The following is a 13,922-nucleotide window of genomic DNA, read 5'->3' on the forward strand; positions in this document are numbered from 1 at the left end:
AAACCCATGTCGGATAGCGCCGCTGGGACGGATTTCACAACGCTGGGCCCGGTCGATGACGCCGGCGCCGGGCTTTCCGAGCTGTACGCCTACCCCGAGAAGCTCGATTCCTGCTGGGTGCGGGCCAACTTCATCACCAGCCTCGACGGAGCGGCGACCGCCGACGGGAAATCCGGCGTCCTTGGCGGCGACGGGGACCGCGCGCTCTACCGGCTGCTGCGCGAGCTCGCCGATGTGGTGCTCGTCGGCGCGGGCACGGTGCGCGTCGAAGGCTATTCCGGTGCGCAGCTGGGCGCGGCCGAACGCCAGGCGCGGAACGCCCGCCGCCAGGCCGAGGTGCCGCCCATCGCCATGGTCACCCGCAGCGCACGGCTGGACCACAGCCTGCCGGTGTTCACCCAGACCGAGGTACCGCCACTGATCCTGACCACCCACGAGTCCGCCGAGGAGGCGCGCGCCGAGTTCGCCGGGCTGGCGCGGGTGTACGACTGCTCGGCCCCCGGTGACCCCGGGACCGTCGACCTGGCCACCACACTGGACACGCTGGCCGGGCTGGGCCTGCCGCGGGTGCTCACCGAGGGTGGCCCCAGCCTGCTCGGCGCGCTGATCTCCGCGGGATTGCTCGATGAACTGTGCCTGACGATCGCACCGACCCTGGTAGGCGGTTCGGGTAAGCGCATCACCGACGGCCATGACGAGGCGATCACCCGGATGCGCCGCCGACACACGCTGACCGACGACGAGGGTTATCTGTACACGCGCTACAGCCGCCACTGATCCAGCGGGCGTGATCGCTACTGTGGTCGGCATGGTTACGGCGGGCAGGAGCGCGGCGGCTCGAGGAGTCCGCCCGGTGATGAGGGCACTCGGTGTTTCCGCGGTCGCCGTGTTGCTGACCTCGTGTGCGCCACTGCTGGCCGCCAACCCGCAGTACGCCACCGACGAGGGCGCCGGCCCGCAGGGCGCTCCGGAAACCACACCCGCCGCCTCCGGACCGCCGGTCTGGGAGGCACCGAGCGCCGATAACGACCGCGCATTGAACTGGTCGGACTGCACCGCGCAGACGTTCCGTGATGCCGCCGTGCCACCGGTGTCCGGTGTGACCCTCGAATGCGCGACCTACGACGCCGACCTCGATCCGATCAAGGGTGCCAACGGGACGATCCCGATCGGTGTGGTCCGGGCCCGCACCGCCGCCACCCCGACCGACGCCGGGCCGCTGGTGTTCACCACCGGCAGCGACCTCCCGTCGTCGACCCAGCTGCCGGTCTGGCTGTCCCGGTCGGGAACCGACATCCTGAAGACGAACCCGATCGTCGCGGTCGACCGCCGCGGCATGGGTCTGTCCAAGGCCATCGACTGCCGCGACCTGTTCGACCGCCAGGAGATGATCGACCAGACCCAGTTCGAAACCGGTGACGATCCGGTGGCCAAACTCAGCGCGATCGCCCAGACCGCCACCACGACCTGCACCGACACCATCGCCCCCGGCGACTCGGCCTACGACAACGCCCACGCCGCCGAGGACATCGAGCGGTTGCGCAGCACCTGGGACGTGCCGACGATTGCGCTGCTCGGGATCGGCAACGGTGCCCAGGTCGCACTGGCCTACGCCGGCTCGCACCCGGAGAAGGTGTCCCGTCTGGTGCTGGACTCCCCCCTGCCGCTGGCGATCGGCGCCGAATCGGCCGCCGAGCAGCGGGTCAAGGGCCAGCAGGCCGCGCTGGATGCCTTCGCCGCACAGTGCACCGCCATCAACTGCCCGCTGAGTCCGGACCCCAAGGGCGCGGTCGATGCGCTGCTCAAGGCCGCCCGCGAGGGACGTGGACCCAACGGTGCCTCCGAGGCCGCGGTCGCCGACGCCATCACCACCGCGCTGGCCTTCCCGCGCGGTGACCGGGTGGCCGCGACCAACGCGCTCGGCGGTGCCATCGCCGCCGCCCGCGGCGGTGACACCGGCGCCATGACCGATCTGATCGCCCAGGCCGAGGATCTGCGCCAGACCGACGGCCAGTTCGTCAACAGTTGCAGCGATGCGCTCAACCGGCCCACCCCCGACCGCGTCCGCGAACTCGTCGTCGCCTGGAACCGCACCTACCCCCAGTTCGGCACCGTCGGCGCGCTGCGCATGGTGAACTGCCTGAGCTGGCCCAGCGGTTCGGCATCCGAGGACCCCAAAGATCTGAAAATCCCCACCCTGCTGCTCGGTGTGCAGAACGATCCCGTCATCGGCAACGAGGGCGTCGCCGCGGTCGCCGCCACCATCATCAACGCCGGGTCCAACAGCAAGCGGGTGATCTTCCAGGGCATCGGCCACGGCGCCAGCGTCTACTCGCCGTGCGCGCTGCCCCCGGTGATCGGTTATCTGGAAACAGGCACCCTGCCCGAGACCGACACGTTCTGCCCTGCCTGAGTGGGCCGTCAGGACACCCGGTGTAAATTGCGCAGGTGTCGTTCCAGCAGTCCGTCCTGAACGCGTTCCGTCCCAGCACCACACCGCCGTCGACGGCAACGATCCTGCGGTCGGTTCTGTGGCCCATCGCCATCCTCTCGGTGATCCACCGCAGCTATGTGCTGGGCACCAACGGCTACATCACCGATGACTTCGGGCCCGTCTACCGGGCCGTCATCAATTTCAAAATGGGCTGGGACATCTACAACGAGAACTTCGATCACGTCGACCCGCACTACCTGTACCCGCCCGGCGGCACGCTGTTGCTCGCCCCGTTCGGCTATCTGCCCGTCGATGCCGCCCGCTACTGGTACATCACGTTCAATGTGATCGCATTCCTGATCGCGGCATATCTGCTGTTGCGGATGTTCAACTACACGCTGTCCTCGGTGGCCGCGCCCGCCTTGGTGCTGGCCATGTTCTGCACCGAATCCGTCACGAACACACTGGTTTTCACCAATATCAACGGCTGCATGCTGCTGGGCGCGGTGCTGTTCTTCCGGTTCCTGCTCAAGGGCGGACGCACCGCAGAACTGTTGGCAGGCGCCGCGATCGGCCTGACGCTGGTGGTCAAACCATCCCTGGCGCCACTGTTGTTGCTGCCGGTACTCAACCGCCAGTTCTACACCTTGATCACGGCTTTCGGTGTTCCGCTGGTCTTCAACGCGGCCGCCTGGCCGCTGGTGTCGGACCCGATGAGCTTCGTGCACCGGACGCTGCCCTACATCCTGGAGACGCGCGACTACTTCAACTCCTCGATTCTGGGCAACGGCATCTACTACGGCCTGCCGATGTGGCTGATCCTGTCCCTGCGCATCCTGTTCCTGCTGTTGGCCGCAGGCAGCCTGTACCTGCTCTACAAGTACTACCGCGAACGCGACCCGCTGTTCTGGCTGCTGACCTCCTCCGGTGTGCTGCTGACGGCGTCGTTCCTGGTGCTCTCGCTGGGCCAGGGCTACTACTCGACCATGCTGTTCCCGTTCTTGATGACGGTGGTGCTGCGCAACTCGGTGCTGCACAACTGGCCGGCCTGGCTTGCGGTATACGGGTTCATGACGATGGACCGCTGGCTGCTGGCGCACTGGCCGACCACCGGGCGCTTCCTGGAATACATGAAGATCACCTACGGCTGGTCACTGCTGTTGATCGTCGTGTTCTGCGTGCTGTACTTCCGCTACCTGGACGCGAAGGCCGAAGGCAGGCTGGATTCCGGTATCGATCCGCCGTGGATGACGGATGCCGATCGGCGCGCTAGCGTGAAATCATGACGACCCCTGGTCCCAAGATCGAGCTGACAGACGACCAATGGCGCGAGAAGCTCAATCCCGCCGAATTCCAGGTGCTGCGCCGCGCGGGTACCGAGCGGCCGTTCACCGGCGAGTACACCGACACCAAGACCGCCGGGGTCTACGAGTGCCGGGCCTGCGGGGCTGAACTGTTCCGCAGCACCGAGAAGTTCGAATCCCACTGCGGGTGGCCGTCTTTCTTCGATCCGGCCGACTCCGAGGCGGTGATCCTGCGTCGTGACGACTCGCTGGGCATGACCCGCATCGAGGTCATCTGCGCCAACTGCCACAGCCACCTCGGACATGTCTTCGAAGGCGAGGGTTACCCCACGCCCACCGACCAGCGCTACTGCATCAACTCGATATCGCTGCGTCTCGTTCCTGCCGCCGGGTCCTGAGCAGCGCCAGCAGATCCGCCGGTGACAACGGTTCGCTGAAGTAGTAGCCCTGCCCCACCTGGCAGCCGTACTCCCGTAACAGCGAGGCGGTTTCGGCATTCTCCACGCCCTCGGCCACCGTGCTCAGCCCGAGTTCACGAGCCAGGTCGATCACCGCCCGCACGATGGCGCCGGCCCGGCGATCCTCGGTGATGGCGGTGACGAACCCCTTGTCCAACTTCAGTTCGTCGATGTGCAGATCCCGCAGGTACGACAGGGCCGAGTAGCCGCTGCCGAAATCGTCGATGGCCACCCGGACACCGCTGGCACGCAATTGATCGATCGCCGTGGCGGCCATCTCGCGGTTGTCGAGCAGCAGATCCTCGGTGATCTCGACGGTCAGGCTCTCGAACGGCAGATCCCGTGCCCGCAGCGCACGCTGGATTCGGTCCGGCAGGCCGAAGTCGGACAGCGAGGGCGCAAAGATGTTGACCGCGACCGGAACCCGGAACCCCAGATCGCGCCAGATGGCCACCTGGCCGAGCGCCTGTTCAAGAACCAGTTCGTTGATGGGGCGCATCAATCCGTGATCGCGGACCAGTTGCAGGAACTGGTCCGGCCCGAGGAGCCCGCGATCGGGATGTGGCCAGCGGACCAGGGCCTCGACCCCGATGATCGATGCGTCGAGCAGGTCGACCTTGGGCTGATAGACCAGCGTGAGCTCGAAGTTGTCGATGGCATGGCGCAGTTGGCCCAGCATCTGGAACGCCACCGCGCTGTCATGTGCGCTGTCGGCAGCCCCCCGACGCAACTGCACCGGATCGGCCACGCCGGCGGGCACGTCCTCGTCGGAGTAGATGTGCACACCGGTGATGCGGCCGCGCTTGGCGGCATACATCGCCAGATCGGCCCGCTTGAGCAGATCATCGGCCGACAGCCGGGTTCCCTCGGAATTCGCGACCGCCAACCCCGCGCTGGGACAGAGCCGCAACTCATATCCGTCGACCACGAACGGATCGGCGAACGCGGCCACCACGTGGTGGGCCACCAACCGCGCGGCGGCCTCGTCACCCTCCATCAGCACGACGAACTCGTCGCCACCCATCCGGGCGACGGTATCGCCGGCCCTGGTGCAGGTGACGATGCGCTCCGCGGCCTGGATCAGCAGTGAATCACCAGCCGGATGGCCCAGTCCGTCGTTGACGAGCTTGAAGTCGTCGAGGTCCATCGACAGCACCGTGACGGCCTCGTCGTCGCGCTCGTGCAGCGCCATCGCGTGCGTCAGTCGGTCCTGCAGCAGGGCGCGGTTGGCCAGCCCGGTCAGTGGATCGCGCATGGCCTGAGCGGCCACCGTTTCCAGCAGCCGGCTGTTCTCCCCCACCACGATGAACTGCCGCACCAGCACCAGCACGATGAGCAGCACCGAGATCAACAGGGCCGGCGGCACCCCCGGCGATCCAGCAAAGTGCATCGCCGCCGCGGCCAGGGCCAGCACGATCGGGATGTAGGGCAACCACATGGCGCCGCGGGTGATCGGCTGATCGGTATCGGTCCGCGTGCTGGGGTGTCTGCGGGAGGTCAGGGCCGCCAGCGCGATCAGCAACAGCCCGAGGGCCCACCCGATGCTGGAAAAGGGCACCCACGACTCGTTGCCATGGGTGTTGGTGAAGACGAAGATGCCGTCGCCGATGGCGATCAGCGTCATACCGCCGACCAGCAGGGCGAGCGACTGACGCTGACCGGCGGGCGCACGGGCCAAGACCAGCACCGCCACGGTGAGCACCCCGAGGTCCAGCATCGGGTAGGCCAGCGCGATCCCCAGCAGGAAACGACCGGCCCCGTCGGACTGCAGGATGGTGTCCATCACCGTCCACCAGCCGATCTGGAAGAACGCGACCGCCACGATGACGCCGTCGAGCGCCAGCCTGCCGTGGGTGTAGCCGGACGCCGCATGCGGGACAGCCAGCAAACCTATACAGACAAAGATCGGCAACACCAGATAGGCCACGTCGGCGATCGAGGGGAACGGCGATGCCACCTGCCACACCTCGTAATACGCCCAGATCACCGAGCCCGAGGTGTAGCCGACCATGCCGGTACTGACACAGCCCCAGACCACCCGCTGCCGTCCCTGGGCACGCCATGCCGCGTACATACAGCAACCGGTCACGAAGACCGAGATCACGATGAACGCGAGATCTTCGACCGCCACCCGCACATCGGGTGAACCCCACCCGGTGAGCAGCCACACGGAGAACGCGATGGTGGTGACCGCGGCCCCGCCCCCCACCCGGGCGACTGTCGGCATCGTCAAACGCTAGCAAACAATCAGGTCGACGCGCATCCGGTCGGGGCCTGGGTTCACGGCAGGGCGGTCAACAGCTGTTCGACACCCACCCGCGGACCGGTGAAGAACGGCGTCTCCTCGCGGACGTGGCGCCGGGCGTCGGTATAGCGCAGCTTCCACATCAGCTCGACGATGCGGGCCAGATCCGGCCCCTCGAAGGCCAGGATCCACTCGTAGTCACCAAGGGCGAACGCCGGCACGGTATTGGCACGCACATCCGGGTACTCCCGGCCGGCCATCCCGTGCTCGACGAGCATCTTGCGGCGCTCGTCGTCGGGCAGCAGGTACCAATCCAGGGACCGCACAAAGGGATACACGCAGATGTAGTCGCCGGGATCCTCACCGGCGATGAACGCCGGGACGTGGCTCTTGTTGAATTCCGCGGGCCGGTGCAGGGCGACGACGCTCCACACCGGATCGCTGGCCAACCCCAGGGTGGTGCGCCGGAAGGCCTTGTAGGTGGCCTGCAGATCCTCGACGCGTTCGGCGTGCGTCCAGATCATGTAGTCGGCATCGGCCCGGAAGCCGGAGACGTCGTAGAGGCCTCGGACGACGACGTCGCCCTCCTCCTGCTGCTTGAGGAAGGTCGCGGTCTCGTCGATGACGGCACTGCGATCGGCATCGAGCGCCTCCGGCTGGACGGCGAACACCGAGATCATCATGTACCGGGTCATCGAGTTGAGCGAGTCGTAATCGAGCTTGGCCATATGGCTATCCTGCCACCAGCCGTGCCGCCGCCGTCGTGCCGGACCCCACGCATGCGGGCACCCCGATCCCGTCGAGGTAGGCACCGGCAACGGCCAATGTCGGCGGTAGTCCGGCGCGCAACTCCGCCACCCGATCGGCATGGCCGGGCCCGTACTGCGGCATCGCCTCGATCCAGCGCTGCACCCGGAAATCGACCGGGTCGGTGCTGATCCCGAACACCTGCTGCAGGTCGGCGAGCGAACAGCTCAACAGCTCGTCGTCACCGACGCTACGGGCCAGGCTGTCCCCGAACCGTCCGTAGGACAACCGCACCAGCTCCACATTGCCGCGCCTGCCCCACTTGCGGGAGGTCAGGGTGATGGCCTTGGTGTGCAACGCCTCGCCGCTGGCAACCAGCACACCCGACTGGTCGGGCAGCGGTGTGCCGCCGGGCAGGGCGAGCGCCACCAGGGCGGTGGAGGCCACCGGGATGTCGCGCGCGATCGCCGCGCTGCGCGGCGCGACGTGTTCGATCAGGCGGGCCAGCCGCGGCGCGGGCACGGCCAGCACGACCGCATCGGCCGACCAGTGCCTGCTCTCGTCGTCGACCAGGTCCCAGCCGCGCGGTGATCGCGTCACCCGTTCGATGCCGACCTGCGCCCAACGCGCCCCGGCGCGACGGGCCAGCTCATCGACGAGCACCGTGTAGCCGCCGTCGAGCGCACCGAAGACCGGACCGGGCTGCGGCGGCGGCAGGGCGGTGCGCACCGCCTCGGTGAGGCTGCGGGCACCGCGGTCCAGCGCGGCCGCCAGCGCCGGGAACGCCGCGCGCACCCCGATGGTGGCGGCCGACCCGGCGTAGACACCGGTCAGCAGCGGTTCCACCGACCTGGTGACGACCTGGGCGCCGAAGCGGTCCCCGATCAGCTCGGCGACCGAGGGATCCGCGCCCGGCCGCCAGTTCAGCGGGCGGCGGGGTTCGTCGGCTATCCGTGCGACGGTCGCCTCGTCGACCAATCCGGCCACCGACTCGGCATGCGCGGGCACCCCCTGCAGGGTGCCGGCGGGCAGCGGGTGCAGCGTGCCCTGGCTGTAGATCAGCGGCCGCGCACCGGCGCTGGCGACCTGGCGGTCGGTCAGCCCCAGTTCGGCGAGCAGCGCGGGGACCTCGGGCCTGCGCGTGATGAACGCCTCGGCACCCAGATCCATCGTCATGCCACCGACCTGTTCGGTGCGCAGCACCCCGCCGAGCCGGTCGGCGGGGTCGAAGAGCGTTATCTCGGCATCCGGACCGGCTGCGACCCGCAGCCGGTAGGCGGCGGCCAACCCCGAGATTCCGCCGCCGACAACGCAGTACGTGGTCACAACGAATGCACCAGCGCGACCAGGTCGGTCACCACCTCGGGGTCGGTGGCGGGCAGCACACCGTGACCGAGGTTGAAGACGTGTCCGGCCGCGCCCGCGGCCACCGCGGCGCGGCCGTCCTCGACGACGGCACGCGCGGCGCGCTCGACGGCCGGCCAGCCGGCGAACAACGTCACCGGATCGAGGTTGCCCTGCAGTGCTTTTCCGGGGCCCACCCGCTGGGCCGCCGCGGTCAGCGAGGTACGCCAGTCCACCCCGACCATCGTCGCGCCGGCCTCACCCATGGCACCGAGCAGTTCGGCGGTACCGACCCCGAAGTGCGTCATCGGCACGCCGCGGGGAGCCAGCGTCGCGAAGATCCGCGAACTGTGCGGCAGGACGTAGGCGCGGTAGTCGGCCAGCGACAGCGTGCCCGCCCAGGAGTCGAAGAGCTGGATGGCGTCGACACCGGCGTCCAGCTGCGCCTCCAGGAATTCGATCGTGAGGTCGGTCAGCGAGGCCATCAGGGCGTGCCAGGTCTGCGGCTCGCCGAGCATCATGGCCTTGGTCTTCTCGTGGTTGCGGCTCGGGCCGCCCTCCACCAGGTAGGACGCCAGCGTGAACGGGGCGCCGGCGAATCCGATCAGTGGAACGTCCCCCAGCGCGGCCACCAGCAGCGATATCGCGTTGCTGACCGGGGCGACCTGCGCGCGCTCCAGCGGTGTGAGCGCGGCCACGTCGGCCGTCGTGCGGATCGGATGCTCGATCACCGGTCCGACGTCGGGGACGATGTCCAGGGCGACACCGGCGGCCCGCAGGGGCACCACGATGTCGGAGAACAGGATGGCCGCGTCCACCTTGTGCCTGCGTACCGGTTGCAGGGTGATCTCGCAGACCAGTTCGGAGTCGAAGCAGGCCTCCAGCATCTTGTGGTTGGCGCGCAGCGCACGGTATTCGGGTAGCGAACGCCCGGCCTGCCGCATGAACCACACCGGGGTGTGGGACGGGGTGCGGCCGGTAGCGGCGGCCAGAAATGGCGACTCTGGCAGGTCACGACGGGTGCTCATCGGCACCTATGTTGCCACGCGCCCGAAAGACGGCGCGCCTGCGCAAGGCTGAGAGCAGTTGGGGCTAGCGTCGCTGACTGTGACATCCGTCGAACCGGCTCAATTCCGGACCGCAGTTGCGGCGATGAATGCCGCAACCGTGCGGCCGGAGATCGAGCTGGGTCCGATCCGCCCCCCGCAGCGATTGGCTCCGTTCAGCTACGCGCTGGGCGCCGAGGTCCGCCATCCCGAGGTCGCGGTGGTTCCGGAACGCTCCGACGGCGACGCCTTCGGCCGCCTGATCCTGCTACACGATCCCGAGGGTGCCGAGGCCTGGGACGGCACCATGCGACTGGTCGCCTACATCCAGGCCGACCTGGACTCCACCGAGGCCGTCGATCCGCTACTCCCGGAGGTCGCGTGGAGTTGGCTGGCCGACGCACTCGCCGCGCACGCGCAGGCGGTCACCGCCCTCGGCGGCACCGTCACCGCCACCACGTCGGTGCGCTACGGCGACATCTCCGGCCCGCCGCGCGCCCATCAGCTCGAACTGCGCGCCTCGTGGACGGCAACCGATCTGGAGCTCGGCCCGCACGTCCAGGCGTTCTGCGAGGTGCTGGAGCATGCTGCCGGGTTACCGCCGGCCGGCGTGACGAGCTTGGGATCCCGCACCCGCGCCTGACATGACCGAATCAGAGGACTCCGGGGCCGCGCCCGAACCCGAGGCGACTCCCCTGCTGGCACCCGCCGGCGGCGTGCCGCCGGTCGCGCTGTACCCCAGCGACATGGTCAAGGCAGCCGACCTGCTGGCCGCCGGCTCGGGCCCGTTCGCGATCGATGCCGAACGCGCGTCGGGCTTCCGATACTCCAACCGCGCCTACCTGATTCAGATCAAACGCGCCGGGTCGGGCATCATCCTGATCGACCCCGTCAATCACGGTGGTGACGCGCTGAAGGTCATGGCGCCGCTGGCCGAGGTGCTCAGCACCGACGAGTGGGTATTACACGCCGCCGACCAGGATCTGCCCTGCCTTGCGGAGTTGGGTATGACACCACCTCGGCTGTACGACACCGAATTGGGCGCGCGGCTGGCCGGTTTCGAGCGGGTCAACCTCGCCGAGATGGTGCGCAGACTGCTGGGCCTCGGTCTGGTGAAGGGTCACGGTGCCGCCGACTGGTCCAAGCGTCCGTTGCCCGCGGACTGGCTCAACTACGCGGCGCTGGACGTCGAGGTACTGCTGGAGCTGCGGGAGGCGCTCGCCGCGGTGTTGGCCGAGCAGGGCAAATCCGACTGGGCGGCACAGGAATTCGAGTATCTGCGCACCGCCGAACCGACGGTCACCCGGCGTGACCGCTGGCGTAGGACATCGGGTATCCACAAGGTGCGCGACCCGCGCGCCCTGGCCGCCGTGCGCGAACTGTGGGTCACCCGCGACCGCATCGCGCAGCGCCGCGATATCGCCCCAGGACGCATCCTGCCCGACGCCGCGATCGTCAGCGCCGCCACCAGCAACCCGGACACCATCGAAAAGTTGACTGCCTTGCCGGTTTTCGGCGGCAGTCGACAGCGCCGCAGTGCGCAGGTGTGGCTGGACGCGTTGGCCAGGGCCCGCACCGACCCGGATCCGCCGACGGGTGCCGAGCCCACGACCGGCCCGCCACCGCCGGCCCGCTGGTCACGGCGCAAGCCGGAGGCCGCCGAACGTCTCGAGGCCGCGCGCGCCGCCCTGTCCGAGTTGTCCGAACGCGTCTCGGTGCCGACGGAGAATCTGCTGACGCCCGACACCGTGCGCCGATTGTGCTGGGACTGGCAGCCGGTGCCCGATGTGCGGGCAGCGGTCGAGGATTACCTCATACAGGCCGGGGCGCGCCCATGGCAGCGGGAGCTGACGGTACCGGTGCTGACCGAAGCCTTGACCACACCGTCCGACGGGTAGCCGACATGGCCGAGAAAGACGAAACACACGACGAGAAGGACCGCCAGCGGTTCGCCGACCGCGTCCTGAGCATCGTCGAGGACGCGGTGTACTGGGGCATCGCGGTGATCCTTGTCGCTGGCGCGGTGGCCCTGCTGGTCGCCCAGGTCAAGACCATGTTCTCACTTCTGGACGCACCCACTTCCAACGTCATGCTGGAACTGCTGGACGGCGTGCTGCTGATCTTCATCTTCGTCGAACTGCTCTACGCGGTACGCACCAGCCTGCGATCCCACGAGATTGCCGTCGAACCGTTCCTGATCGTCGGAATCCTGGCCTGCATCAAAGAGATCGTGGTGCAGTCGGTGGAGGCGGCGAAGCTGGTCGGCCAGGGGCCGGAGTTCGCCAGGACCATCGTGCAGACCGGGGTGCTCGGCGCACTGGTATTGGTCCTGGCGGTCGCGGCATGGGTGCTACGCCAGCGCCGCCTGGCGGCTGCGCCCGACGAGGACGCCTGAGCACAACGCCGTCAGTCGACGCTGTTCTCGACCCGGTCTCCCACGGCCGATCCCAGCGCGGCGACCCATCCGGTGATCTGTCGGGCGATGTGCTGATCGGTCAGGCCGACCTCGGCGAGGATCTCACCGCGCGACGCGTGCACCTGGAATTCCTGCGGCACACCGACGTCACGGCACGGCACGTCGATCTCGTTGTGCCGCAACGCCGCCGACACCGAGGATCCGATACCTCCGTGCAGACCGTTGTCCTCGACGGTGACCACCAACTTGTGGGCCTTGGCCATGGCCTGCAACGCCTCGGGCACGGGAAGCACCCACCGCGGATCGACGACGGTGACACCGATCCCCTGCTGCTGCAGGCGCTGCGCGGTGGCCAGACCCATCTGGGCGAACGAACCGACCGCGATCAGCAGCACATCCTCGGACAGTCCCGGTCCGGGTTTGGCCAGGACATCGACACCGTCGCACCGCTCCAGCGCCGGAATATCTTCTCCGACAGCACCCTTGGGGAACCGGATTGCCGTCGGCCCGTCCTTGACCTCCAGCGCTTCGCCCAACTCCTCGCGCAGCCGGGCGGCGTCGCGCGGGGCGGCCACCCGCATCCCTGGCACGATCCCCAGGATCGACATGTCCCACACACCGTTGTGGCTGGCGCCGTCGGGCCCGGTCACGCCCGCACGGTCGAGCACGATCGTCACCGGTAGGTTGTGCAGCGCGACGTCCATCATCATCTGGTCGAAGGCGCGGTTGAGGAAGGTCGAATACACCGCGACCACCGGGTGCATTCCACCCATCGCCAGCCCGGCCGCCGACGTCATCGCATGCTGTTCTGCGATACCAACATCGAACAGCCGATCCGGATATTGCTGGCCGAATGCGCTCAGTCCCGTGGGACCGGGCATGGCCGCGGTGATCGCGACGATATCGCGGCGCCGTCGGGCGATCCGGATGAGCTCATCGGAGAACGTCCCGGTCCAGCCCGGCGCCGATTCGGAGGTCGCCAGACCGGTCAGCGGGTCGATCACACCGCAGGCGTGCATCTGCTCGGCGACGTCGGCCTCGGCCGGCCCGTAGCCCATGCCCTTGCGGGTGACGACGTGCACGATGACGGGCGCGTTGAAACCACGGGCGTGCCGCAGCGCCGCCTCGACGGCGTGCTCGTCATGACCGTCGATGGGACCGACATACTTCAGACCCAGATCGGTGAACATGGCCTGGGGCTGCAGCGCGTCCTTGAGGCCGGCCTTGACGCTGTGCATGCACTGGTAGCAGATCTCACCGATGACGGGGACCCCGCGCACGACATCGCGGCCGCGTTCGAGGAACTTCTCGTACCCGGGCTGCAACTGCAGGGCGGCCAGGTGATCGGCCAGTCCGCCGATGGTGGGCGCGTAGCTGCGCCCGTTGTCGTTGACGACGATGACCACCGGGCGGTCGGATCCGGCGATGTTGTTCAGCGCCTCCCAGCACATACCGCCGGTCAGCGCCCCGTCACCGACGACGGCGACGACATGGCGATTGCGATGCCCGGACAGCTCGAACGCCTTGGCCAGCCCGTCGGCATAGGACAGCGCGGTGCTGGCATGGCTCGATTCGACCCAGTCGTGCTCGCTCTCGGCCCGCGACGGATAACCCGACAGGCCGTCCTTCATACGCAGCTGATCGAAGTCATCTGCGCGGCCGGTCAGGATCTTGTGGACATAGGACTGGTGCCCGGTGTCGAAGATGATCGGGTCGTGCGGCGAGTCGAACACCCGGTGCAGAGCCAGGGTGAGCTCGACGACGCCGAGGTTGGGGCCCAAATGTCCGCCGGTTGCAGCTACCTTGTGAATCAGGAATTCACGGATTTCGCCGGCCAGCTCGGTGAGCTGGGACTGCGACAGGCGCTGTAGATCTGCTGGTCCGCGGATCTGTTTAAGCATCCCGCCAGCTTACCCACGCACCATGGG

General features: G+C 68.2%; 12 protein-coding genes. 7 read left to right on the forward strand and 5 right to left on the reverse strand.

Annotated features, from left to right (window positions below; genetic code table 11):
• The first annotated feature begins 6 nt into the window (after positions 1-6).
• The 4 genes from G154_RS04900 (at position 7) to msrB (ending at position 4,136) form a co-directional block, all read left to right on the forward strand.
• Entirely contained in the window at positions 7-777 is a 771-nt protein-coding gene (locus G154_RS04900; RefSeq protein ID WP_023985665.1) for a pyrimidine reductase family protein, read from the forward strand.
• A 79-nt stretch (positions 778-856) separates the two neighbouring features.
• Positions 857-2,413 (forward strand): alpha/beta hydrolase, encoded by a 1,557-nt coding sequence (locus G154_RS04905; RefSeq protein WP_019511825.1) that lies wholly within the window; start codon positions 857-859, stop codon positions 2,411-2,413.
• Between the two features lie 35 nt (positions 2,414-2,448).
• On the forward strand, positions 2,449-3,720 hold the full coding sequence (gene aftC / locus G154_RS04910; RefSeq protein WP_019511824.1) for an arabinofuranan 3-O-arabinosyltransferase: 1,272 nt from the start codon (positions 2,449-2,451) through the stop codon (positions 3,718-3,720).
• Positions 3,717-4,136, forward strand: a complete 420-nt coding sequence (gene msrB / locus G154_RS04915; RefSeq protein ID WP_019511823.1) for a peptide-methionine (R)-S-oxide reductase MsrB — start codon at positions 3,717-3,719, stop codon at positions 4,134-4,136. Before aftC ends, msrB begins: the two co-directional genes overlap by 4 nt.
• Here the strand turns inward: msrB and G154_RS04920 are convergent.
• Genes G154_RS04920 through hemE form a run of 4 tightly spaced genes read right to left on the reverse strand, consistent with a single transcriptional unit; the run spans position 4,093 to position 9,560 of the window.
• Positions 4,093-6,423, reverse strand: a complete 2,331-nt coding sequence (locus G154_RS04920; protein ID WP_031601453.1) for a bifunctional diguanylate cyclase/phosphodiesterase — start codon at positions 6,421-6,423, stop codon at positions 4,093-4,095. The genes msrB and G154_RS04920 overlap by 44 nt on opposite strands.
• A 53-nt stretch (positions 6,424-6,476) precedes the next feature.
• Entirely contained in the window at positions 6,477-7,169 is a 693-nt protein-coding gene (hemQ, locus tag G154_RS04925; protein WP_019511821.1) for a hydrogen peroxide-dependent heme synthase, read from the reverse strand.
• Between the two features lie 4 nt (positions 7,170-7,173).
• Entirely contained in the window at positions 7,174-8,514 is a 1,341-nt protein-coding gene (locus G154_RS04930) for a protoporphyrinogen oxidase (protein WP_019511820.1), read from the reverse strand.
• Positions 8,511-9,560, reverse strand: coding sequence for a uroporphyrinogen decarboxylase (gene hemE, locus G154_RS04935; protein ID WP_023985663.1), 1,050 nt, complete (start codon positions 9,558-9,560; stop codon positions 8,511-8,513). Before hemE ends, G154_RS04930 begins: the two co-directional genes overlap by 4 nt.
• A gap of 124 nt (positions 9,561-9,684) precedes the next feature.
• Here hemE and G154_RS04940 point away from each other — a divergent pair, with 124 nt between their 5' ends.
• The 3 genes from G154_RS04940 to G154_RS04950 are packed head-to-tail and all read left to right on the forward strand — an operon-like array spanning position 9,685 to position 11,973.
• The gene (locus G154_RS04940) at positions 9,685-10,221 is read left to right on the forward strand and encodes a DUF3000 domain-containing protein (RefSeq protein ID WP_019511818.1); all 537 of its coding nucleotides are present in this window, start codon (positions 9,685-9,687) and stop codon (positions 10,219-10,221) included.
• 1 nt (position 10,222) lies between these two features.
• Positions 10,223-11,476 carry a ribonuclease D gene (locus tag G154_RS04945; protein WP_019511817.1) on the forward strand — a complete coding sequence of 418 codons (1,254 nt, stop codon included), beginning with the start codon at positions 10,223-10,225 and terminating at the stop codon, positions 11,474-11,476.
• A gap of 5 nt (positions 11,477-11,481) precedes the next feature.
• A complete protein-coding gene (locus tag G154_RS04950) occupies positions 11,482-11,973 on the forward strand; it encodes a phosphate-starvation-inducible PsiE family protein (RefSeq protein WP_019511816.1) in 492 nt (163 codons plus the stop codon).
• Positions 11,974-11,984: 11 nt separating this feature from the next.
• On the opposite strand, the gene dxs is transcribed toward G154_RS04950, so the two are convergent.
• Complete coding sequence (dxs, locus tag G154_RS04955; protein WP_023985661.1) at positions 11,985-13,895, reverse strand: 1-deoxy-D-xylulose-5-phosphate synthase; 1,911 nt, start codon at positions 13,893-13,895, stop codon at positions 11,985-11,987.
• Positions 13,896-13,922: the final 27 nt, after the last annotated feature.

It is taken from the genome of Mycobacterium sp. VKM Ac-1816D (assembly GCF_000416385.1).
Taxonomy (GTDB): Bacteria; Actinomycetota; Actinomycetes; order Mycobacteriales; family Mycobacteriaceae; genus Mycobacterium; species Mycobacterium neoaurum_A.

Coding starts and splice junctions, on each gene's coding strand:
- G154_RS04945 (WP_019511817.1), top strand. CDS start 10,223: ATGACCGAATCAGAGGACTCCGGGGCCGCGCCCGAACCCGAGGCGACT.
- hemQ (WP_019511821.1), bottom strand. CDS start 7,169: ATGGCCAAGCTCGATTACGACTCGCTCAACTCGATGACCCGGTACATG.
- G154_RS04900 (WP_023985665.1), top strand. CDS start 7: ATGTCGGATAGCGCCGCTGGGACGGATTTCACAACGCTGGGCCCGGTC.
- G154_RS04905 (WP_019511825.1), top strand. CDS start 857: ATGAGGGCACTCGGTGTTTCCGCGGTCGCCGTGTTGCTGACCTCGTGT.
- dxs (WP_023985661.1), bottom strand. CDS start 13,895: ATGCTTAAACAGATCCGCGGACCAGCAGATCTACAGCGCCTGTCGCAG.
- hemE (WP_023985663.1), bottom strand. CDS start 9,560: ATGAGCACCCGTCGTGACCTGCCAGAGTCGCCATTTCTGGCCGCCGCT.
- G154_RS04950 (WP_019511816.1), top strand. CDS start 11,482: ATGGCCGAGAAAGACGAAACACACGACGAGAAGGACCGCCAGCGGTTC.
- G154_RS04940 (WP_019511818.1), top strand. CDS start 9,685: ATGAATGCCGCAACCGTGCGGCCGGAGATCGAGCTGGGTCCGATCCGC.
- msrB (WP_019511823.1), top strand. CDS start 3,717: ATGACGACCCCTGGTCCCAAGATCGAGCTGACAGACGACCAATGGCGC.
- G154_RS04920 (WP_031601453.1), bottom strand. CDS start 6,423: ATGCCGACAGTCGCCCGGGTGGGGGGCGGGGCCGCGGTCACCACCATC.